Raw genomic sequence first — 21,111 nt, forward strand, 5'->3', positions numbered from 1 at the left:
TAAATAGAGATGGAATCAAAAGGAACATATGCAGGGATACCAGAAGAATATGCCATTTCGGATAAATCTAAGGTAGTACTTATTCCGGTTGCTTATGATGGCACAAGCACTTGGGGAAAAGGCGCTGATGATGGCCCTAGGGCATTTTTAGAGGCTTCGGAAAATATGGAACTCTATGACATTGAAACTGATAGTGAGGTATACCGGGAAGGAATTTATTTAGTTGAAACATTGGAGGGTTTCGATTCTCCTGACACCATGGTGGAAACCGTCCACAAAATCGTTAAGGAATACGTCAGCCGAAAAAAGATAGTAACTATGGTTGGTGGAGAGCATTCCGTTTCTATAGGAGCTATTAGGGCCTTCAATGAAACCTATCAAGGACTCACGGTACTCCAAATAGATGCTCATGCAGATTTGAGAAAGGAGTACAACGGTTCCAGGTACAACCATGCCTGTGCCCTGTATGAAGCTTCACAAACAACCAACCTTGTACAGGTAGGGATTCGAAGTATGGATATCTCTGAGGTGACGGTAATGAATCGTGACAATGTATTTTTTGCCCATGAAATGGTCACGGATGATTTTTGGATGGACAATGTTCTGGATTTGATGACGGAGAACGTCTATATAACCTTCGACCTGGACGCTCTAGATCCCTCGATTCTTCCATCTACCGGAACGCCAGAACCTGGTGGGCTTTTTTGGTACGAGACCCTTGAATTTTTAAAGCGGGTCTTTAACGAATGTAATGTAGTAGGTTTTGATATTGTGGAGCTCTGCCCTAATAAGAAAGAGAAATCTTCCGATTTCTTAGCAGCTAAATTGTATTACAAAATGTTGAGCTACAAATTCGAACAGAATTTGGACGAAATAGAGGATGAATATGAACAGTCGGAAAGTTTTGAAAAATTTGAAAGGAATGGTGACGAATATGACGAAAAGTAAAGGGGAAATATCCCAGTTTTTGGAGAAGCACTTTTTACATTTTAATGCAGCGTCACTGGTCGATGCAGCAAAAGGGTATGAGGTGCAATTGGAAAAAGGTTCTAAAATGCTGGTTTCACTGGCCGGAGCAATGAGCACGGCAGAACTCGGCAAGATTTTTTCCGAAGTGATTCGCACAGAAAAAGTACATATCATTTCATGCACCGGAGCCAATTTGGAGGAGGACATTATGAATCTAGTGGCCCACTCCCATTATAAAAGGGTTCCCAATTATAGGGATTTGACCCCACAAGACGAATGGGATTTGTTGCAAAAGGGTTTAAATAGGGTAACGGATACCTGTATCCCTGAGGAAGAGGCATTCCGAAGATTACAGGAACATATCTTCAAAATATGGAAACAGGCTGATGAAAATGGGGAACGGTTGTTCCCGCATGAGTTTATGTACCGTCTTTTATTATCTGGCGTTTTAGAAGAACATTACGAAATCGATATACAAGATTCATGGATGTTTGCTGCTGCACAAGCCAATTTGCCAATGGTAGTGCCTGGATGGGAGGACAGTACCATGGGCAATATTTTCGCCAGTTACGTTATTAAAGGAGAGCTCAAGGCCAGTACCATGAAATCAGGCATTGAGTATATGACTTTTTTGGCAGAGTGGTACAAAAACCATAGTAAGAATGGCATAGGTTTTTTTCAGATAGGTGGCGGTATCGCAGGAGACTTCCCAATTTGCGTTGTACCCATGCTCTATCAGGATTTAGAGGAAACCGATACGCCGTTTTGGAGCTATTTCTGCCAGATAAGCGATTCCACTACCAGCTATGGTTCGTACTCCGGTGCCGTGCCCAATGAAAAAATAACTTGGGGCAAGTTGGATATTGAAACACCAAAATTCATTATTGAAAGTGATGCCACTATTGTGGCTCCATTAATTTTTGCTTACCTATTAAACATGTAATTATGAAAAGAGTCATTGTAGATTATAAAAAGCTTGATTCGTCTTTATTGGATATGTTGGTGGAAAAATACCCAGACGGTTATGGAGATGGTGACATCATCAGTTTTAGAAATGCGCAAGGAGATTGGGTTGAATGTATTGAAGTTACAACTGAGGACACCATGTACCTGGTAAAAGTGAGCAAACGACTCACAACGGCTATGGAAGAATATGATTCCGATGAGGATGAAATTGAAATTAATGAGGCCAAAAATTTTGAAGAGGAATAAGTTATTGTGTTAACCATAATGAATATTTAAAATAAGGAAATATGAAAACAGTTTTTATCATTTTTATGGCACTGGGAATATCAATTTCTGTGCCTATACAACAGGAAGAGTTCATTATTGAAGCCACTTATATTGGTGTGGAAGAAGGCATTTACACCTTTATCGACGATGACGAGTTGGAATACGAGTTTTCAGATATCGACATAAAAGCTTCTAAGAAGTATGACTTGGATTCTGGCAAGTTTATTGGGAAGAAATTTGAGGTTACTTATTGGATGGATACGGAAACCGATGAAAATGATGACGAATATGATGTGTATATCATCGTCGGGCTCGATTTGATTAACTAGCTCAAACTTTGGGGGTGGGAAAACGACCCATCCCCTTTTTATCCTTTAGAAGGAATGAAGAAGATAATAAAATCTCGATTACTTGCTGTTTCAGGGCACAAGGTGCTAGTACTTGAAAAAGTAGGGAAACCCTTAAGGTATACGCTCCCAGGAGGTGTGAAAAAGCGAAAAGAAACTGAAAAACAAACCCTTATCAGGGAAACGGCAGAAGAAATAGAGCTCCAATTGACAGAGGAGCAAGTACATTTTTATATGTCGCATATAAATAAAATGGAAACAGGGGTGGTTATCAAAAACTATTACCATGTCCATTTTGAACCCTTAAAAATCAAAGTATTGGAAAAGCATAAGTTTCAATCCGCACTTTGGTTGAACTGGAAGAAAGTGATCGGGTTTATGGATAAATCAGATAGGTTGGCCGTAAAGGCATATTTTAAAAATTTAAAAACAAAGAACAAAAACATGAGTAAAAATGAACGCACAATTTCATCTCGCATTGCCATGTAAGAATATAGAAGAGACTAGAAAGTTCTATGCTGACATAATTGGAGCAAACATAGGCAGGAATACCGAGAAATGGATTGATATAAATCTTTTCGGAAATCAGCTAACATTCACTGAATCGGGTCATTTTAATTTTGACTTTAAAAGTTACAAACTTGATGACTATGTTCTGCCAACTTTTCATTTTGGCATTATTGTTCCCATTGAAGCATGGGGAGAGTTCTATGGACGACTTTTTCAGATGGACCTGGAAGTTACCACAGAAGCCACATTTATGCACCAGAAAGTTGGAGAACATCTTTCATTCTTTGTTCAAGACCCAAATGGCTTTATGCTAGAATTCAAAAGTTTTAAGGATTCAGGAGAGGTTTTCTCCAAGTAGTAAATAATGAAATAGGGCACTGAACTTCAGTTGCTCGTTCAAATATTATAAGCAAACGCGTTTTGACAGAAATAGATTTTTTGGGAAGTGAGGAATGGTGCCAACTAGAAGAGTTGGGTATACCTGCGGTTAAGGCAAGAGTGGACTCTGGAGCCAAGACTTCCTCAATTCAAGCTAATAAGATTAAGATTTTTAGCAAGGATTTGGAAGAATGGGTAAGATTTGAAGTCAACCCTATCCAAGATAATCGAAGCATATCAATTTTATGCCAGGCCAAACTTGTCGATATCCGCAATGTTAAAAGTTCGGTTGGTATTTCGGAAGAGAGACCAGTAATTAAAACCAATTTAAAGTTAGGCGGAAAGAGCTTTGAGATTGAGGTCACTTTGGCAAATCGCAATGCCATGGAATATAGGATGATTTTGGGAAGAGAAGCGATTAATGGACGATATGTAATAGATTCATCCAAAGGGTTCTTTCAAGGTAATTTTTCCGATGAAGGGATAAAGGAGCTATATCGACCTTTTGAAAATAACAAGCAGGGTTTGACCATAGGGTTATTGGCCAGTAATCCAAACTTATATAGCAACAAAAGACTGATTGAAGCTGGTGAGGCAAGAGGCCATGAAGTTATTTTTCTTAATGTTGAGAATGCGTACATGAAGTTGGATGCCAGCTCACCAGAGGTTAGATATCGTGGAGGCAATATTCTGGATAAGTTTGATGCGGTAATACCCCGTATTAAACCATCTATAACTTTTTATGGATGCGCCTTGCTTCGTCAGTTTGATAACTTGGGGGTTTATTGTCTTAACTCATCAGACGCGATAAGTAAATCCAGGGATAAATTATATGCTTCACAGCTTTTCTCAAAAAACGACATACATATTCCAATTACTGGATTTGCCAAATCCCCGATGGATACCAAGGATTTGATACGTATGGTCAATGGGGCACCTCTAATTATAAAATTACTTGAGAGCACCCAAGGAGTGGGGGTTGTACTGGCAGAGACCAATAAGGCGGCGGAAAGTGTCATTAACGCGTTTAAAAGTGTACAAACCAACATCTTGGTTCAAGAGTTCATAAAAGAGGCCAACGGTCAGGATATTCGATGTTTTGTAGTCAATGGCAAGGTTGTGGCGTCTATGCAACGACAGGCCCAAAAAGGTGAGTTTAGGGCGAATATACATCAAGGTGGAAAGGCGTCTTTGATTAAAATTACTTCGGAGGAGCGAAAATTGGCAGTTAAATCTGCTAAAATGCTAAATCTTGATGTAGCTGGGGTAGACCTTATCAGGTCAAACAGAGGGCCCCTTTTGTTAGAAGTGAACTCGTCCCCCGGATTGGAAGGAATTGAAAGTGCTACTGGTTTAGACATTGCCAATGTTATGATAGAGACCATTGAAAAAAAATTAAACTACGGCCGATTAAACAGTGCCGATAAACACCCAAAAAAGTATGTAGAACCTCAAAAATCAGCTTAAAATGAACCAAAATTACGATAAGGACTATTACTCAAACCTATCTTATGAGATTAGAAGTTGGAAGTCCTCATTAAAGCATCTTGAGAATGAATTGATGTTCATTGAAAGGCAGCTGGAACAAACGGATTCCCCAGCGGTGAGTATAATACTGGCAATGAAGAAAAGAACAAAAAGCTTAAAAAATTTGTTGCAAAACTTGAAGCTTGAAGTCATTTCCTATGAACACCTTTCTGAAAGTGGTTTCAAAAATAGCTCGATTGCCCCTAAAGATTTAATTGAAGAGGAGCAGATGGATTTGCGCAAGAAATTAGAAGAGTTTCAAAAGAGCTTCAAGTTTCATAAGGCGAGAGTACTACGTTTTACGGGGAGGTAATATTCTAATTTCAATTTAGTTAAAATGATACATCCAGATACTGAAGTAAAATTTATCAGTAGTGAGGTGGGGTACGGATTGGTTGCCAAAAAATTTATCCCCATGGGAACCATTACCTGGGTTATGGATAAGTTTGATCAGGTTATTCCCCAAAAGATTTTTCATTCCCTGGAAACAAAGTATAAGGAAATTCTAGACACATATGCTTTTAGAGATTATAAGGGCAACCATATCCTATGTTGGGATAATGCTAGATACGTTAACCATAGCTTTAAAGCTAATTGCTTGAGCACTGCCTACGATTTTGAGCTGGCCATTAGAGATATTTACCCTGGGGAAGAATTGACCGATGACTATGGGTACTTGAACATAAATGAACCTTTTCGCGGTCGAGATGAAGGCACAAAGCGAAAAATTGTGTATCCCGATGATGTGGTGAAGTACTATAAAATCTGGGACAAAAAGCTGGCAAAAGCGTTCATCAAGATTTCAAAAGTGAATCAACCGCTTCGTTATATGATATCCCCAGGAAAATGGTCAGAGATCAATCAAATCGAGAAGGGGCAAAAAGAAATGGATTCAATTTTAAGGTGCTATTTTAAAAGCTAAATTACTGATTGTAAGTCATTTTTTATTTAGAATAACTGAAATAAAAATATGGTCAGCATTCCCCAGCCAGTTCCTGTTACCATGCTCAAAATGGCTAGGACTATGGCATGTGGCATCAATTCCTTTTTATAGGCCGAGGTTACCGCTGGAGCAGTTGAAATGCCGCCCAAATTGGCCATACTCCCAATAGCAACCCAAGCAATATTGGTTTTAAGCAAACGAGCGGTAAATAACATGGCCAAAAAATGAAAGACCAACCAAAGTACTACCAAAAAGACCAAAACTGCTGGAAGCGACAGATTGTCAAAGTTTAGCTTCAAGCCTAAAATGGCCATAATTAGTACAATGCAAAATCCTGCCATTTTTAAAACAAGGTTATGGTTCCAGATGGGCATAACATTTCCCAAAATCAATCCAACTATCGATAAAACAACTACACTTGCCAAGAAAGACAATGAAAGAAATGATGTCATAAACATTATTGACAAAATCGTACCAATGGTTAAAGTATTTACTGTCCATGGACTATTATTTCCAGAATATTGAGGAATCTCAACGATAGGAAAGTTAGGGTCGATTCCCCATAGTTTATTAAGGCGATTACTTCTTTTGATGAACTGAAACATCAATATCGTCCAAATATTGACCAAAATATTATCGAGTACCAAAATGGAAAGGAAAAGTGCTTCAGGTGTTTCAGCTAGTTCCTTTAAAACCAGTTGACTGGTACTGCCACCAATCCAACCACCTACTATGGGAACAAGTCCCTTCCAATATCCCTCCGTGATAAAAAGCACGGTATTCGATTCATTGAAAACTCCGAACAAGATGACCAATAATACTGGTAAAGTTGCAATCACCAAAGACCCGACTCCAAAGACTACAATTGGTTTTACTCCGACAATTTTAAGCTGTTTAATGGACAGGGCACTCATCACTGTAAGTATGGTAAATGGAATGACCCATGATTTACTTAGGTCATGGAGTGCAACTTTTGATAAATCGATACCTGAAATATGGGTGAATGTTGCCGGCAGCACATAGGCAAAGAGGATTGCTGGGAACCAATCAAGTATCAGCGTTATCCATCTATTTTTTATTTTGCCAACCCAAAGAACGAACAAAACGGTGACCAGTACCACTATGGTTGCAATCCAAAACAAGTTTGTACTAATCATATTTCTGTGTTAGGGTACCCAAGCACATTTTTAGTCCTTCATGAAAATTCCCCAAACGCAGATTTTCATTAGGTGCATGGATGCTATTATCTGGATTGGGTATGCGAACCGATATAGCGGGAATGCCCAATTCAGAAATAAAAGGAGCAATAGGCTGTGAGCCTCCAGTGGATTGCATGCGGATAAAGTTGCCTTCGCCAAAAACATGGGCCATGGCAGACCCTAGCCAATTTCCAAGATGGGAATCCAATGGGGTTCTAAATGGCCGGGACCCAATCCGGGATTCGATTTTAATTAGTTTCGCATATTTCTTTCTCTCATCTTCTGTAGGTTCTTGATCAAGAATGTGAAATTCTTTTGAGCGTATGAAATCTGTTACCAGTTGAATTTGTCGTTCCGCAGGTGTTTCGGGAACCAGTCGCATATCAATTTCAGCCAAAGCTTCCGAAGGAATTATGGTGCGTACCTCGTCTTCTACCCAAGCGGCACGTAATCCACGAACATTAAGTGAAGGATACTGAAGGGCTTCTTGGTAGGTTTTTCCGATGGCTTCATTTTTCGCTATCCCCAAAGTGGTCAACAATTCTTCTTTATTTTCAGGAACGGTATTGATCAGGTTTTTTTGGTCTTCCGTAAGCTCAATACCATCATAATAGCCAGGAATCAACACACGTCCCTCTTCGTCTTTCATTGAACCTAACAACCTTGATAGGTTAAAAACGGGATTCGGAGCATAATTCCCATATTGACCCGAATGTAGATTTTTATAGGCTCCGTAAACGGTTAACCTCATTGTTGCAATACCTCGTGCCCCAAAGGTGAGCGTAGGAAGGTTGGCAGGCGGGCGAGTACCGTCCATGATCAGCATGGCATCTGCGCTTAATCTGTTCCGATTATTTCTAACGAGTTCAGGTAAAGTCGGTGAACCCAATTCTTCCTGAAAATCCATGATGACCTTAATATTGAATCTTGGATTTATCTTTTTTTCATGTAAAATGCGGAGTGCCTGTATAAATGCAATAGCTGGACCTTTGGAATCAGATGCCGACCTAGCAAAAACCTTCCAGTCCGGATTAAATTTTTGGCTCAGCCTTTCCCAAGGTATATTGGTGCATTCATTTCCAATGCATTCTTTTAGTACTGGATCGAATGGATTTTCTTGGTTCCACTTGGAAAAATCTACGGGCTGTCCATCAATCTGAAGATAAAAGAGAATCGTTGGAGACTTTTTTAGATATGCCTTTTCGGCAAGTAAATGTTTTACTCCTTTAGAGGTCAAAAGTTCGGTCTCAAAATCTAAAGCTTTAAATACATTCTCGCACCAAGCTAGATTTAGGTCAATATTATCAGAATTTGATCCAATGTTGGGAAGTTGCAAAAACTCTTTTAAAGTAAACATCCCCTCCACAAAGTATTCATCAGCAAATTGATGAATTTTTTCTGCTTTCAGACCTTGTCCAAAGCTTGTTGAGAATACTAGAAAGATAAAGAATACTAGAGCTTTTTTCATTTACGGAATTTAAGAAATCTTTGAATCGAATTCTCAAAATCTATTGTATAAAAAGCTTAGGCGAATTTTTCAAAGGAATTTGGTTTCTTATCTAATTTCCTTTAAACTAGCTACAGTAAAACCGTTTCAAATAAAATTCATTCCCAATTGAAACGAAATGATATTGGGGAAAATCTAAGGTCAATTATGTGCAAATCGTGTGCAAATAAAAAAGGCTTCAGAGTTTAATTTCTCTAAAGCCTTACTATTGCCGCTCCCCCTCTTGGGCTCGAACCAAGGACCCTCTGATTAACAGTCAGATGCTCTAACCAACTGAGCTAAGGAGGAATATTTGTCTTAAGCGGCTGCAAATATAGCAGTTTCTTTATTACGTTACAAACAAAAAACCTTTTTACGCCTTAAAATATTTTCTAAAAATTCACAAAAAATAGAACGTAGTATGGAAACACGCTAAATATCAAGATTTAAAGAAAACGCTTTACCAGATTCCAAATATCGTTACCAAAAATTACGGCCATAAGACCCATTAAAATAACAAAACCTACTATCTGTCCTCGCTCCAATACTTTTTGACTTGGCGGTCTTCCACTGATCATTTCATATAATAAAAACATGACATGCCCGCCATCTAAAGCAGGGATGGGCAATATGTTCACAAAGGCCAACCAAACGGAGAACATGGCCATAAAACTCCAGAAAAAGGTCCAGTTCCAAGATGTGGGCATCATTTCGACAATCCCTATAGGTCCTTTTACTTGCTTATAGGCACCTGTTTTGGAATTGAATATTATTTTGAACTGCCTTACTTGATCAGTTAAAACTTTGATAGTTCTAGTGAAACCAGCTGGAATTGCCTGAAAAAAACCAAAAGTATCCGTAGTTCTAAGGTCATCATAATCTGGATAAACCCCTATTTTCGCCTCTTCTGGAACGTTAACTGTGATGGTTTTTTCCTTTCCATCATTGAGTACCAGAACATCCAGTTTTTCGTTGGGTGATGACTGAACAATATCGGTAAACTCATCCCAAAATTCAACTTTTCCGCCATTTATACGCAAAACCTCATCACCAGCAACAAACCCAGCCTCTTTAGCGACCGATGAATCCAATACAGCCAATATTTTGGCTTTTGATCTATATCCAATAAAGTTTCGTCCCTGCGATTCAAGCACTTCTTTTTTGCCTTCGTCGGTCAGTGGAAACGTTAACTTTTCACCATCCCTGTCTACTGTTACTTCGTCTCCTAAGATAATGTCGAGAACAGCCTCATTGAATCGTTTGGAAGGTTTTCCGTCTACAGAAACTATTTTATCCCCGGTCTTTAATCCAAGCTTCTCTCCTATTGAATCTACTTGGATTCCATACTTCAAACTTTTAGAAGGAATATAGGTGTCACCGTTATTAAAGAGTAAGAATGTGTAGATAATCCATGCAAGAAGAAAATTAACCACTACTCCCCCAATCATTATGATAAGACGTTGCCATGCTGGTTTACTACGAAACTCCCAAGGTTTTGGCTCCTCTTTCATTTGTTCGGTATCCATGCTCTCGTCCACCATACCGGCGATTTTCACATAACCGCCCAAAGGCAACCATCCAATACCATAGACGGTCTCCCCTATCTTTTTCTTGAACAGGGAAAATTTAACATCAAAAAAGAGGTAAAATTTTTCAACTTTGGTTTTAAAATATTTAGCGGGCAGAAAATGTCCCAACTCATGCAGAATCACCAAAACAGAGATAATCAATACAAACATCACTATCTGTGTAAAAATACCCATCGACAACTATATCTAAATTTAAGCCCACAAAAGTAAGCTTTTAACACTTTCCTAAAAAAGATGACCATGTCAATTAACGGATTTAAGAAAGTTTTAGCACCAAAACTTACACTTTATCTTGAAGAATCTGCCCCACGGTCGTAATTTTGAAGACTATGCGCTCATTTTTCTCAAAATACAAATTTTTTGGGGTTGTCCTAATACTCCTTTCCGCTGTTATCATCTATTTATTTTACAATGCATTGCAGCCTAAAAAAATGCTTCCCGTTTTTCAACCTTCAATGGTAAGTCAAGAATTGGTCGATAGCACTTTGCACTACAAAAAAAAGTACCATACCATAGCCGATTTTGAATTGATCAATCAAAATGGTGATGTGATTACCCAAAAGAATTATCAAGGCAAGATATATGTGGCAGATTTCTTTTTTACCACCTGCCCCACCATCTGCCCCATTATGACCAAAAATATGGTGCATATACAAACCTCAATTTTGGATGATGACAATGTACTGTTATTGTCCCATTCTGTTACCCCAGCCATTGATTCCGTACCCCAGTTAAAAAAATACGCCAAAGAAAAGGGCGTTATTGACAAAAAATGGAATTTGGTCACTGGTGATAAAAAACAAATCTATGAGCTTGCTCGAAAATCTTATCTGGCAGTAAAAACCGATGGCGATGCCGGCCCTTATGACATGATTCATACCGAAAATTTCATTCTAGTGGACAAGGAACGACGAATACGCGGCTTCTACGATGGAACCAATCCTGAAGAAATAGAGAAGCTTCTTGCAGATTTGGATATTTTAAAAACAAGCTATTCAGAATAATTAAGATTGTCTTTTGAATATTTGGAAATCGATATACACTTTTTTACCTATTTTTGCGCTTAATTAAAATTAATCTAAATAAGATTTTGTGGCCACAGTTACCGACCTTAAACAAGGGCAAAAGGGAATTATACGCGATTTTTTAGGAACTGCTCTTCCTATAAAATTATTGGAATTGGGATGCTTGCCCGGTAACATGGTGGAACTGATACAGACAGCGCCTTTAAACGACCCTATTTACATTAACGTAAATGGAAGCCACATAGCCATAAGACGTTCTTTGGCCAAACTTATTGAACTTGATGTTATTGAAGACTCCGCAACCCTATGAGCAAAAAAATCAACGTTGCACTTATTGGGAATCCTAACACCGGAAAAACTTCCGTTTTTAACCAACTTACAGGATTAAAACAGAAAGTAGGCAACTATCCAGGCATTACGGTCGAAAAAAAAGAAGGAATCTGCAAACTACCCATGGGTGTCAAAGCCCATATTCTTGACCTACCTGGCACTTATAGTCTAAATACTACTTCATTGGACGAAAGCGTGGTCATAGAGCTTTTGTTAAATAAAAACGATAAAGATTACCCAGACGTTGCCGTTGTCATAAGCGACGTCGAAAACCTGAAAAGGAATCTATTGTTATTTACTCAAATAAAGGATTTGCGGGTTCCAACGATTTTGGTCATCAATATGTCCGATAGGATGTCCAGGAAAGGGATTACACTTGATGTTGAGACCTTAGAAAAAAAACTGGATACAAAAATTGCACTGGTAAGTACCAGAAAACGCAATGGCATTGCGCGCATTAAGGAGTTAATTGCCGACTATACAGCATTGTCCACTTCACCAAATGTAAATACCGCTAGAATTTCCCCCGAATACTTTGAGCGTTTACAGAAAGCTTTCCCAAAAGAGGATTTGTACAAACTTTGGTTGGTTATTACTCAAGATGTGAATTTTATGCGTATTGAGAAGAAGCGGATTCAAGATGCCACTTCATTTTCTACAAAATCCAAAGCAGAGCTCAAAAAACTACAGCATAAAGAAACTGTATTACGTTACAAATTTATTAATGACACTTTAAAAGAAACCTACAATGTAAATTTTCAAGCCGCTAAAGGATTAAGGGCTTCCCTTGACAAAATCTTGACTCATAAGATTTTTGGCTACATTATTTTCTTTGTCATTCTACTCACTATTTTTCAGGCTATTTTCGACTGGAGCACCTATCCCATGGACTTTATCGACGAGCAATTTGCAATGGCTGGGGAATGGATCAAAAACACCTTACCTCCTGGAGTATTTACAGATTTATTGGCCGAAGGTATTCTTGCGGGCATTGGAGGCATCGTCATCTTTATTCCACAAATAGCCTTTTTATTCTTGTTCATTGCACTACTTGAAGAGACAGGGTATATGAGTAGAGTAGTTTTTCTAATGGATAAACTCATGCGTCCTTTTGGGTTAAGTGGTAAAAGTGTTGTACCGCTTATATCAGGTACGGCATGCGCCATCCCCGCAGTTATGGCGACCAGAACCATTGAAAACTGGAAAGAACGGTTGATTACCATTTTAGTAACACCGTTTACCACCTGTTCTGCCAGACTACCGGTTTATCTTATCCTTATTGCCCTGGTAATCCCTGAAGGGCGATTTTTAGGATTAAGCTATCAGGCATTAACATTGATGCTCTTATATCTTTTGGGATTTGGAATGGCCATTTTTTCAGCCATGGTATTGAATAAGATCCTTAAAATAAGAAGTAGTTCCGTTTTTATGGTAGAAATGCCCACATACAGGCTTCCACTAATAAAAAACGTTGCCTACACTGTTCTGGAAAAGACCAAAAGTTTTGTTTTTGGGGCAGGAAAGATTATTCTGGCAATTTCAATCGTGCTTTGGTTTTTGGGCTCCAATGGTTATTCAAAGGATTTTAAAAATGCGGAAGAAATCGTAAGCAAAAGAATTGAGGAACAAGGATTGTCCACCTATAGCAAAAATTACATTCAGAATAATATTACTGCATATAAGCAGCATACAAAATTGAGTGTCGTCGACCAGTCTAATGCCATTGGATTAAAATCACTACAAGATTCTGTGCAAATAATGACAAATATTCTTAAAGAAAGAGCAAGAGCACAGGAAATAGCAAGCTACCGATTAGAACATTCATACATAGGTAACTTAGGTAAGACTATAGAACCTTTGGTACGACCATTGGGCTATGATTGGAAAATAGGAATCGCAGTAATCACCTCTTTTGCAGCTAGAGAAGTATTTGTAGGTACTTTGGCAACCATTTATAGTGTTGGCAATGATGAAGAAGAAACCATTAAAAGTAGAATGGCTGCCGAGCTGCACCATTCGGGGAAAAAGCCCCTTTTCAACTTAGCTTCAGGAATTTCTTTAATGCTATTCTACGCTTTTGCCATGCAGTGCATGAGTACCTTAGCTATTGTAAAAAAAGAGACCAACTCTTGGAAGTGGCCCTTGTTACAATTACTAAGTATGAGCATTATTGCGTATCTTGTAGCATTGACCGCTTATCAAATTCTTAACTAATGGATCTTCTGCAACACTATTTGATGTACCTGACCTTAACCGTCGCGATTGGATATTTGTTATGGAAATTTGTGCTGCCCAAGTCTTTGGTTTCAAGTAAAAAAAAGACTTCAAAATCTTGTGGGCAAGAAGATTGTGGATGCAACTGAATACTGGTTGATGGTTGATAAAAAATCTACTCTTTGCGTATTTCGCACTTTTTCCTATTTCATACTTTGTACTTCCCGCCTCGTACTTTAAACGATATCAACATTCAAATCCCTCCTTCAGAAAATAATTTTTCAAAAAAGTTTCACCGCTGTGTAACCTTTTCTAAATTCCTGATTCTATAGCATAACAACACCAATTAAAAAGAAGATTTGAAAGAGCTTTCAGATGAAATGATAATGCAAAAAGTTGCTTTGGGCAATCTGGATTTGTTAAAAGTTCTTTTTGACCGACATCATAAACATATATATAATTTTTTGTACAAAATGTCGGGAGACAGTATGTTGAGTGAGGATTTAACACAAGATGTCTTTTATAAGTTGATCAAGTACAGAAGTTCGTACAAGAACGGGTCTTTTCTGTCGTGGTTGTTTACCATAGCGAGAAATAATTTAAAAACCCACTTTACCAGAAACCATCGAAACCATGATGATATCGATGTACTTGAATTTCAACCTGTAGAAAATGGGGAAACTGAAAAAGAAGATTATTCGCATTTACAAAACGCACTCAATAAGCTAGATTCAGCAGATAGAGAACTCATCATCTTGAACCGGTTTCAAGAAGTGAAGTACGAAGAACTGGCAGAAATTATTGGAAGTACCCCGGGAGCTGTAAAAACAAGGGTCTGTAGGGTATTAAAAAAACTTAAGAATATTTATTTAGAAAATATATAGCTATGAAAAACAATCATGTCTCGGATTTGCTCCCAGAATATCTGGACAATACATTGAGCGATAGCGTTAAGCAGAAAACGGAACAACACCTAGCAAACTGTATACAATGTAAGCTAGAGCTGGACGAAATGAAACTCTTGTTCAATGCCTTTAAAAACGATGCTATAACTGTTCCTTCAGATAGGCTATCGGCCAAGTTTGAAGCAGCTTTAAACCAAGAAAAATCCGCTACCGCAAAAGTAGTTTCAATTGCTCCCAAAAAAGAAAAGTCCAATTGGGCATCCAATTTACTCAAGGTAGCTGCGAGTATTGCATTACTGGTTACTTCTTTTCAAATAGGTAGGGTGATACAATCACAGAAAAACAATCAAGAGTTGGTTGTTCTACAAGACGAGACCCTTCAATTTAAGCAAGCTGCAATGCTTTCCCTTATGGAAAACCAGTCCGCCAGTAAACGCATACAGGGTGTAAATTATATTGAAGAATTTCCAAACCCCGACGAAGCTATCGTAAAAGCATTAACAGACCGATTGCTAAACGACGAGAACGATAATGTACGTTTAAATGCCTTTGAGGCGCTCTCAAACTTCACTGCTTCAGAAACCGTAAAGACCGCATTCATAAAAACGTTGGAAAAAGAGAAAAACCCGAGCATACAGGTCGCTATTATACAAGCATTGGTCAAAATACAGGAGAAGAAAGCCATAGCTCCTATGCAAAAGTTGCTGGAACAAGAAGACACCCAGCCGTTTATTAAAAAAGAAATAACAGAAGGATTACCAAAAATTATATAAACACACGTGCTGAGCATTGTCGAAGCATCAAAAAACGAAAAATCATGAAACAGTTAACACTAATTTTATTCGCATTGGCCATAGGAACAAGTGCTAAATCCCAATCAGATTACACCAAATCCTTAAGTGGTATCGAATGGGTGAAGATCGAATCAAAATCGGACATTATACTAAAAACACATACTACGGATGAACTATTGATAAAAAACAGTAGAAGCTCAGAAGTATCCCAAAGGGCGAAAGGCCTTAGACTTATTGGCGAAGGAGGCTCCGACAATACCGATGTTGGTTTTTATGTAGTACAGGATGGAAACACCTTAATCGTCAAAAACCTGAGAAAGAATGACGAAGGGGAAATCTACTTGCCCAAGGACCAAAATGTATCGGTTAAAAGCACATGGAATGGCGACATTGAGATGAGCGGCTTTCATGGAGAAATCGAAGCAGATGCGGAATTAAACGGTAGTATAGAGATCTTGGACGCAAGAGGTCCTGTTACCGCCAATGCCCTAAACGGAGAAATAACCGTAGTCTTTGGAAAGGTAAATCAAGACTCTCCCATCTCTATTTATACAACAAATGACGAAGTGGATGTCACCCTCCCTTCGGATACTCCATCAGACTTGGTCATGAGTACGACCAATGGAGATATTTATACCGATTTTGAGCTTACGCGGGAAGAAAAGGATGGACTAAAATCAATGTCCGGCAGAAAAGTAAAAGCAACGATCAACAATGGAGGAGTGAATATCTCACTAAAGTCCACCAATGGAACTATTTATCTAAGAAAAAAATAAGCTGTACAGAGCGAAGTCGAAATACTTGTGCTGAGCAAAGTCGAAACATCAAAAAACAAACAATCATGAAAAAAACTAGAACCTTATTTTTAACCGTATTCACGTTACTTGGATTTCTTAGCATGCTATCCCAGGCCAAAAGAACAGATGTCGATTCTTGTAAAACCTTGCTCAAAGCGATTGAAGCCAATGAAGCAGAAGAAATTATACAACTTCTTGAAACCACCGACCCAAATTGTACGTGCCAATGGAACAGCGATCCACGAACACCTTTGGTCTTGGCAGGAAGAATGGGGAATCTTAAAATCGTAAAGCAGTTAATAACCTTAGGTGCAGATGTAAAGTTCCATAGTAAAGGAGATGAAACCCCATTGATGGCAGCCTCATTAAATGATAATCTGGCACTTGTTGACTATTTGATACAACAAGGCGCTATGATAAACAGAGAACTTTCTGGTGATGGCACTGCACTGTTGATTGCCGCAAGAGAAGGTAATTATGAGGTCGTGAGCTACCTTATTAAAAATGGTGCCAAAGTCAATACTATCGTGAGAGGTGATGGTACCGCATTGATACAGGCTGCAAAAAACGGTCATAAAAGGGTCGCAGGACTTTTATTAAAAAACGGGGCAAATCCAAAGCTGGAGGCCCCAGGTGATGAAAACCCCATGTACCACGCGCTTGTCTCCAATGACGAGAAAATGGTTTCCCTTTTAAGAAAGTACCTGTAAGAAAGTTTATAGCATCAAAAAACGAACAATCATGAAACAATTAGTAATACTACTGATGGTAGGTTTTCTATACCTACCGTTGAATGCCCAAAGAATCATTGAAAAGAATATTGGACTTAACAACCGGACCGTTTCCGTTGATGTGAAATTCGCTTCGGACATCAAAGTGAAGACATGGGATAAATCTACGGTATACTTTAAAGCAGAGATAATGACCGAGGGTGAAAAATATCTTGACCTGTACAAACTCGATGTAAAGGAAAGCTCCAGTTCCATCACAATTACTTCAGAGACAAAAGCAATTTTTAAGGCACTCCAAGAAGAGCGCGATAAAAACAGGCCAGATGGAAAAAAACGTTATTATTTTACCAATCAAATGTATCAGTTTGATTATACCTTGTACGTGCCCAAAAATGCCAATTTCTCCGTGAGCAGCATCAATGGGGATTTAAAAGCAGAAATCATTGAAGGGGATTTTACTGCCGATTTGATCAATGGCACTATCGATATCAAAAAATACAAGGGAGACTTAGATTTAAAAACCATCAATGGAGAGATAGATGTAACACTCACAGATACTACGCTCAGCGCAGAAACAGTTCACGGGCAAATCTATGCAGATGAAAAACTGGACTTGCAGGTGACCGACCGCCACGTTGGTCAAAAAGTCAAAGGTAACTTTGGAAACGCCACCAACAGCTTGCGGTTAGATACCGTAAACGGGAACATGTATCTTAGGCTTTAAAATGATATTTACAGTATTGGAGCGATAAAAGAATAGAGCAACAAGGCCCAACCAATCACTAACAACAAACCTCCCAGTGGTGTAACGGGTCCAAGAAAACGAAGTTTTTTTCCGTTGGCAGCGTTTAGACATAAACCATAAATACTGAAGGAAAATAACAAAATGCCTATAATGAAACAATAGGCGATATAGCTATCTAAAGATTGGTCAAAGCCTAAATTGAAGCTCAGTATGACGAGCAAAATAGCATGGTACATTTGATATTTCACCCCAGTCTCAAAACTATGGAGGAGTTCTGGGGTGAGTTTCTTTTTTAGGTCATGTGCACCGAATGCACCAAAAATAACCGCCAAAAGTCCGTAAAGAGCACCCATAACTTGGGCCAGTAAAATCGTTTCCATAAGAATGTCGTTGCTTAATGTAAATTTATAAGTCTATGCGAATTTCAAAGTCCGAAGTTACTCTAAAAGCACATTCCTCATATTTTGGGGGACCAAACGTTTTCATTTTGGCATTGGAAAAGGCTACTTTTTCTTTGGGAATCCCCAACCAATTGGTATCCAACTCGTCATTGCCATTCTTATCATAAAACAGTGCTATGGCATACTTTCCAGTGGGGATATCATCAATTTTTAAACTGACCTTTCCTTTTTTGGCAGAGGTGCTTCCAGATTTAAAAACACCTTCAAACTTTAAAAAAGTTGCATCAGAATCATAAACTGCCACGTTAATATTTCCCTCTTCCGAAGGAATGTTGGTCACATTTACCGTAATCGTATGTTGTGAAAGCAAAAAGACAGGAATTAAAAAGAAGGAAAAACAAATAAGTCTCATAGGTACTATTGGTATCAGCTTTTTTTAGAAAAACACATATTGTGCCAAAACTTAATTGGGGTCTTTGAGTTGTGCCAGTAATTCAGCATCTAATTCCTCGTAAAATTGTTGGGTCTGCAAGCTATCATTAAAATTTAGATACGTCTTTAACGAATCATGATGGACCAGCTTTATTTTTTGTTGCATTAAATCATCTACAAAAACATAAACTTTGGTCTGTGTAATGGAATCGTTGAACACTCCCTTCTCCTTTGCCATCCAAGAGAATCCGTTAAAACGTTCCATTTCGGGTAGTTTATCGACCAATAAAAGACTGTCGATTTCCGCTATTGGGATGTTCTGGTAATAGATGCCAGATAGGATTCTAAGCTCCCCTTCTTCAATTTTATGCCAGTTTTTATAGTGTAGGATAAATGCAAAAACGCAAACAACGAGTGTTACAACAATTATGATATTCCACAACCAATGCCGTTTCTTTTTATTCATTTTTGTTCGCTGTTCTATACGTATCGAACCAAGCAATCGTATGTGTAATTTTGGCAATCAGATTACTCGGTTTGCTTGCAATTCCATGGCTTGCACCTGGAATTTCGACCAAAACGGTTTCAATTTTGCGCAATTTTAAAGCGTGGTACAATTGTTTGGCCTCACTTGGTGGCGTTCGCAAATCGTTCATGCCTACCATTACCATAGTTGGGGTCTCTATATTACCAACGAGCGAAATTGGTGAAAATTTCCAGTAATGCTCAAAATTTTCCCACGGCTGTCCTTCGTATCGCGAATTGGCATAGCCAAAATAATTATCGGCGACCAAGGTCTTACTGATCCAGTTCATGACAGGTTTTGCGACCACTGCTGCCTCGAATCTATTGTTCTTCCCTATCATCCAAGCGGACATTATTCCACCGGCACTACCACCCGTAACAAACAACTGATCTTCGTGAGCGATTCCCATTTTTATACAATGGTCCACGCCGTCCATAGTATCGTCATAATCTTGCCCTGGATAGTTACGGTATAATAAATTGGCGAACTCTTCTCCGTAACTTGTACTTCCGCGAGCGTTTGGATAAAAGACAACGTATCCTTCAGAGGCGTAAAGCTGCATTTCAATGGAAAAACGATCTCCGTAATTAAGAATTGGTCCTCCGTGGTTTTCTACCATAAACGGATATTTTTTAGAGGCATCATAGTTTGGGGGATAAACTACCCATCCTTGAATATCCCTACCGTCATAAGAAGATTTGTACCATACCTCTTCCACCTTTCCTAAAGTTCTATATTTTAATAATCCACCATTTAAATCTGTAATTTTTTTAGGTGTTTTTGCCTTTGGGCCAATAATCGCAAGTTCTGCAGGGTAATCGGGTCTTGAATGGGTATAGGCAATAGTACCGCTGTTGGAAACACTGTATGAACCACTACCATAAGGCCTTCCAAGGGTAGTTCCTCCTCTATTGTCCGCTAGCTTGGTTACTTTTCCCGAGGTAGTTACATGGCCAACCTTTCCATTGCCTTTATCATCATAATTAAAGTAAAGCCCATTGCTCTTGACATCCCAAACTAATCCAGAAACACTCCTATCTAAATTGTCCGTAATGCTTCGCTTATTGCCACCATCACTATCCATGAGGTATAATTTTCGTGTTTGATAGGCTTCCCGTTTATCACCATAGCTGATGTAAGCGATGTGTTTTCCGTCTGGAGATATTGCGGGAGCGCCGTCCGGTCCATCCCTATCGGTCAAAGCGACTATCGTTCCATTTTCTACATCGACCGAATAAATCTCACTATTACGAAAACGGTATTCCCAATCTTCTACCCGATTGGCTGAAAAGTAAATTTTGGAACCATTGGACGCCCAAGATAGTGTGCCTCTGTGATGCCAATCTCCCGATGTAATCTGCCTTGCCGCACCTCCATTTGAAAGCATAACAAAAATATGGTTAAACCCTGGCTTTATATAGCCGCGGCCATCCGCTTCATGATAGACCCTGTCCGTAATTCGAGGGGAATCTGCCCACTTTGCCCCTTTTGGTTTTTTGGGAATCTTGGCAATCACTGGTGGTGCTTTGGGAACGTTCATGGAAAAAGCCAATTGCTTTCCGTCTGGTGACCACGTTAAAGAACTGGGACTAAAAGGCAGTTGGGTCAGCTTGGCAACTTTGCCTGAAGCTACCCAATACATGTAGATTTCAGAACCTTCGTCCGTACTACTGGTAAATACAATCCTATCTCCTGTGGGCGACCATTTGGCACTGGACTCGTTGCCTTCCCTTGTCGTCATTTTTTGGTGTTGGCTACCATCAGTTTTTATGAGCCATAAATTCCCGGCTGACCTATCTTCCATGATATCAAAGCCCATTCTGCGGTATACCACCCATTCCCCATTTGGCGAAATCTGGGGGTCGGATACATATTGCAGATCAAAGACATCCAAATAGGAGAAATGCTGTTTTTGACCCGTTGAAAATTGAATTGAAAAAAGGGATACAAGTAGTAGAAAAAAAGTACGCATGTCAGGCTGTTTTTGTAGTTTTTAAAGGTAATGGAAAGAAGTGATTTCAACAACATCG

At 38.9% G+C, this 21,111-nt stretch carries 24 protein-coding genes and 1 tRNA gene; 17 read left to right on the top strand and 8 right to left on the bottom strand.

From position 1 onward, the window contains the following. The first annotated feature begins 9 nt into the window (after positions 1-9). The 9 genes from speB to KIM67_RS16590 all read left to right on the top strand — a co-directional run bounded on the left by speB (position 10) and on the right by KIM67_RS16590 (position 5,886). Positions 10-948 (top strand): agmatinase, encoded by a 939-nt coding sequence (speB, locus tag KIM67_RS16550; protein WP_213832670.1) that lies wholly within the window; start codon positions 10-12, stop codon positions 946-948. Then, on the top strand, positions 935-1,912 hold the full coding sequence (locus tag KIM67_RS16555; protein WP_213832733.1) for a deoxyhypusine synthase family protein: 978 nt from the start codon (positions 935-937) through the stop codon (positions 1,910-1,912). Before speB ends, KIM67_RS16555 begins: the two co-directional genes overlap by 14 nt. A 2-nt stretch (positions 1,913-1,914) precedes the next feature. Then, positions 1,915-2,181, top strand: coding sequence for a hypothetical protein (locus KIM67_RS16560; RefSeq protein WP_213832671.1), 267 nt, complete (start codon positions 1,915-1,917; stop codon positions 2,179-2,181). Between the two features lie 41 nt (positions 2,182-2,222). After that, positions 2,223-2,531, top strand: coding sequence for a hypothetical protein (locus KIM67_RS16565; RefSeq protein WP_213832672.1), 309 nt, complete (start codon positions 2,223-2,225; stop codon positions 2,529-2,531). Positions 2,532-2,585: 54 nt separating this feature from the next. Beyond that, on the top strand, positions 2,586-3,038 hold the full coding sequence (locus KIM67_RS16570; protein ID WP_213832673.1) for an NUDIX domain-containing protein: 453 nt from the start codon (positions 2,586-2,588) through the stop codon (positions 3,036-3,038). After that, positions 3,004-3,417, top strand: coding sequence for a VOC family protein (locus KIM67_RS16575; RefSeq protein ID WP_213832674.1), 414 nt, complete (start codon positions 3,004-3,006; stop codon positions 3,415-3,417). The genes KIM67_RS16570 and KIM67_RS16575 overlap by 35 nt, the downstream gene beginning before the upstream one ends. 62 nt (positions 3,418-3,479) lie before the next feature. After that, a complete protein-coding gene (rimK, locus tag KIM67_RS16580) occupies positions 3,480-4,904 on the top strand; it encodes a 30S ribosomal protein S6--L-glutamate ligase (RefSeq protein WP_213832675.1) in 1,425 nt (474 codons plus the stop codon). Between the two features lies 1 nt (position 4,905). Beyond that, positions 4,906-5,277 carry a hypothetical protein gene (locus KIM67_RS16585; protein ID WP_213832676.1) on the top strand — a complete coding sequence of 124 codons (372 nt, stop codon included), beginning with the start codon at positions 4,906-4,908 and terminating at the stop codon, positions 5,275-5,277. Between the two features lie 24 nt (positions 5,278-5,301). Continuing rightward, positions 5,302-5,886: an SET domain-containing protein gene (locus KIM67_RS16590; protein WP_213832677.1), complete on the top strand. Its 585-nt coding sequence runs from the start codon at positions 5,302-5,304 to the stop codon at positions 5,884-5,886. Positions 5,887-5,912: 26 nt separating this feature from the next. Here the strand turns inward: KIM67_RS16590 and KIM67_RS16595 are convergent, their stop codons facing one another. The 4 genes from KIM67_RS16595 to rseP all read right to left on the bottom strand — a co-directional run bounded on the left by KIM67_RS16595 (position 5,913) and on the right by rseP (position 10,355). Beyond that, the gene (locus KIM67_RS16595) at positions 5,913-7,064 is read right to left on the bottom strand and encodes a DUF819 family protein (RefSeq protein ID WP_213832678.1); all 1,152 of its coding nucleotides are present in this window, start codon (positions 7,062-7,064) and stop codon (positions 5,913-5,915) included. Next, positions 7,057-8,574, bottom strand: coding sequence for a M20/M25/M40 family metallo-hydrolase (locus KIM67_RS16600; protein ID WP_213832679.1), 1,518 nt, complete (start codon positions 8,572-8,574; stop codon positions 7,057-7,059). The genes KIM67_RS16595 and KIM67_RS16600 overlap by 8 nt, the downstream gene beginning before the upstream one ends. 253 nt (positions 8,575-8,827) lie before the next feature. Continuing rightward, positions 8,828-8,901: transfer RNA gene (locus KIM67_RS16605), tRNA-Asn, on the bottom strand. Between the two features lie 137 nt (positions 8,902-9,038). Continuing rightward, complete coding sequence (rseP, locus tag KIM67_RS16610) at positions 9,039-10,355, bottom strand: RIP metalloprotease RseP (RefSeq protein WP_213832680.1); 1,317 nt, start codon at positions 10,353-10,355, stop codon at positions 9,039-9,041. Positions 10,356-10,510: 155 nt separating this feature from the next. Here rseP and KIM67_RS16615 point away from each other — a divergent pair, with 155 nt between their 5' ends. The 8 genes from KIM67_RS16615 (at position 10,511) to KIM67_RS16650 (ending at position 17,701) form a co-directional block, all read left to right on the top strand. Next, a complete protein-coding gene (locus KIM67_RS16615) occupies positions 10,511-11,185 on the top strand; it encodes an SCO family protein (protein ID WP_213832681.1) in 675 nt (224 codons plus the stop codon). An 88-nt stretch (positions 11,186-11,273) separates the two neighbouring features. Continuing rightward, positions 11,274-11,516, top strand: a complete 243-nt coding sequence (locus tag KIM67_RS16620; protein WP_213832682.1) for a FeoA family protein — start codon at positions 11,274-11,276, stop codon at positions 11,514-11,516. Further along, positions 11,513-13,750, top strand: coding sequence for a ferrous iron transport protein B (feoB, locus tag KIM67_RS16625; protein WP_213832683.1), 2,238 nt, complete (start codon positions 11,513-11,515; stop codon positions 13,748-13,750). The genes KIM67_RS16620 and feoB overlap by 4 nt, the downstream gene beginning before the upstream one ends. Before the next feature lie 359 nt (positions 13,751-14,109). Then, positions 14,110-14,634, top strand: coding sequence for an RNA polymerase sigma factor (locus tag KIM67_RS16630; RefSeq protein WP_213832684.1), 525 nt, complete (start codon positions 14,110-14,112; stop codon positions 14,632-14,634). 2 nt (positions 14,635-14,636) lie between these two features. Continuing rightward, the gene (locus KIM67_RS16635; protein WP_213832685.1) at positions 14,637-15,428 is read left to right on the top strand and encodes a zf-HC2 domain-containing protein; all 792 of its coding nucleotides are present in this window, start codon (positions 14,637-14,639) and stop codon (positions 15,426-15,428) included. A 44-nt stretch (positions 15,429-15,472) separates the two neighbouring features. Continuing rightward, complete coding sequence (locus KIM67_RS16640) at positions 15,473-16,225, top strand: hypothetical protein (RefSeq protein ID WP_213832686.1); 753 nt, start codon at positions 15,473-15,475, stop codon at positions 16,223-16,225. A gap of 65 nt (positions 16,226-16,290) precedes the next feature. Continuing rightward, positions 16,291-16,956 (top strand): ankyrin repeat domain-containing protein, encoded by a 666-nt coding sequence (locus tag KIM67_RS16645; protein WP_213832687.1) that lies wholly within the window; start codon positions 16,291-16,293, stop codon positions 16,954-16,956. Positions 16,957-16,987: 31 nt separating this feature from the next. Further along, positions 16,988-17,701: a hypothetical protein gene (locus KIM67_RS16650; protein ID WP_213832688.1), complete on the top strand. Its 714-nt coding sequence runs from the start codon at positions 16,988-16,990 to the stop codon at positions 17,699-17,701. Positions 17,702-17,709: 8 nt separating this feature from the next. On the opposite strand, the gene KIM67_RS16655 is transcribed toward KIM67_RS16650, so the two are convergent. The 4 genes from KIM67_RS16655 to KIM67_RS16670 are packed head-to-tail and all read right to left on the bottom strand — an operon-like array spanning position 17,710 to position 21,053. Next, positions 17,710-18,102, bottom strand: a complete 393-nt coding sequence (locus tag KIM67_RS16655; protein ID WP_213832689.1) for a DUF423 domain-containing protein — start codon at positions 18,100-18,102, stop codon at positions 17,710-17,712. Positions 18,103-18,127: 25 nt separating this feature from the next. Beyond that, positions 18,128-18,535 carry a DUF2141 domain-containing protein gene (locus tag KIM67_RS16660; protein ID WP_213832690.1) on the bottom strand — a complete coding sequence of 136 codons (408 nt, stop codon included), beginning with the start codon at positions 18,533-18,535 and terminating at the stop codon, positions 18,128-18,130. Positions 18,536-18,586: 51 nt separating this feature from the next. Continuing rightward, positions 18,587-19,021, bottom strand: coding sequence for a hypothetical protein (locus KIM67_RS16665; RefSeq protein ID WP_213832691.1), 435 nt, complete (start codon positions 19,019-19,021; stop codon positions 18,587-18,589). After that, the gene (locus KIM67_RS16670) at positions 19,014-21,053 is read right to left on the bottom strand and encodes a S9 family peptidase (RefSeq protein ID WP_213832692.1); all 2,040 of its coding nucleotides are present in this window, start codon (positions 21,051-21,053) and stop codon (positions 19,014-19,016) included. Before KIM67_RS16670 ends, KIM67_RS16665 begins: the two co-directional genes overlap by 8 nt. Positions 21,054-21,111: the final 58 nt, after the last annotated feature.

Origin of the sequence: Flagellimonas sp. 389 (genome assembly GCF_018449435.1) — a bacterium.
Taxonomy (GTDB): Bacteria; Bacteroidota; Bacteroidia; order Flavobacteriales; family Flavobacteriaceae; genus Flagellimonas.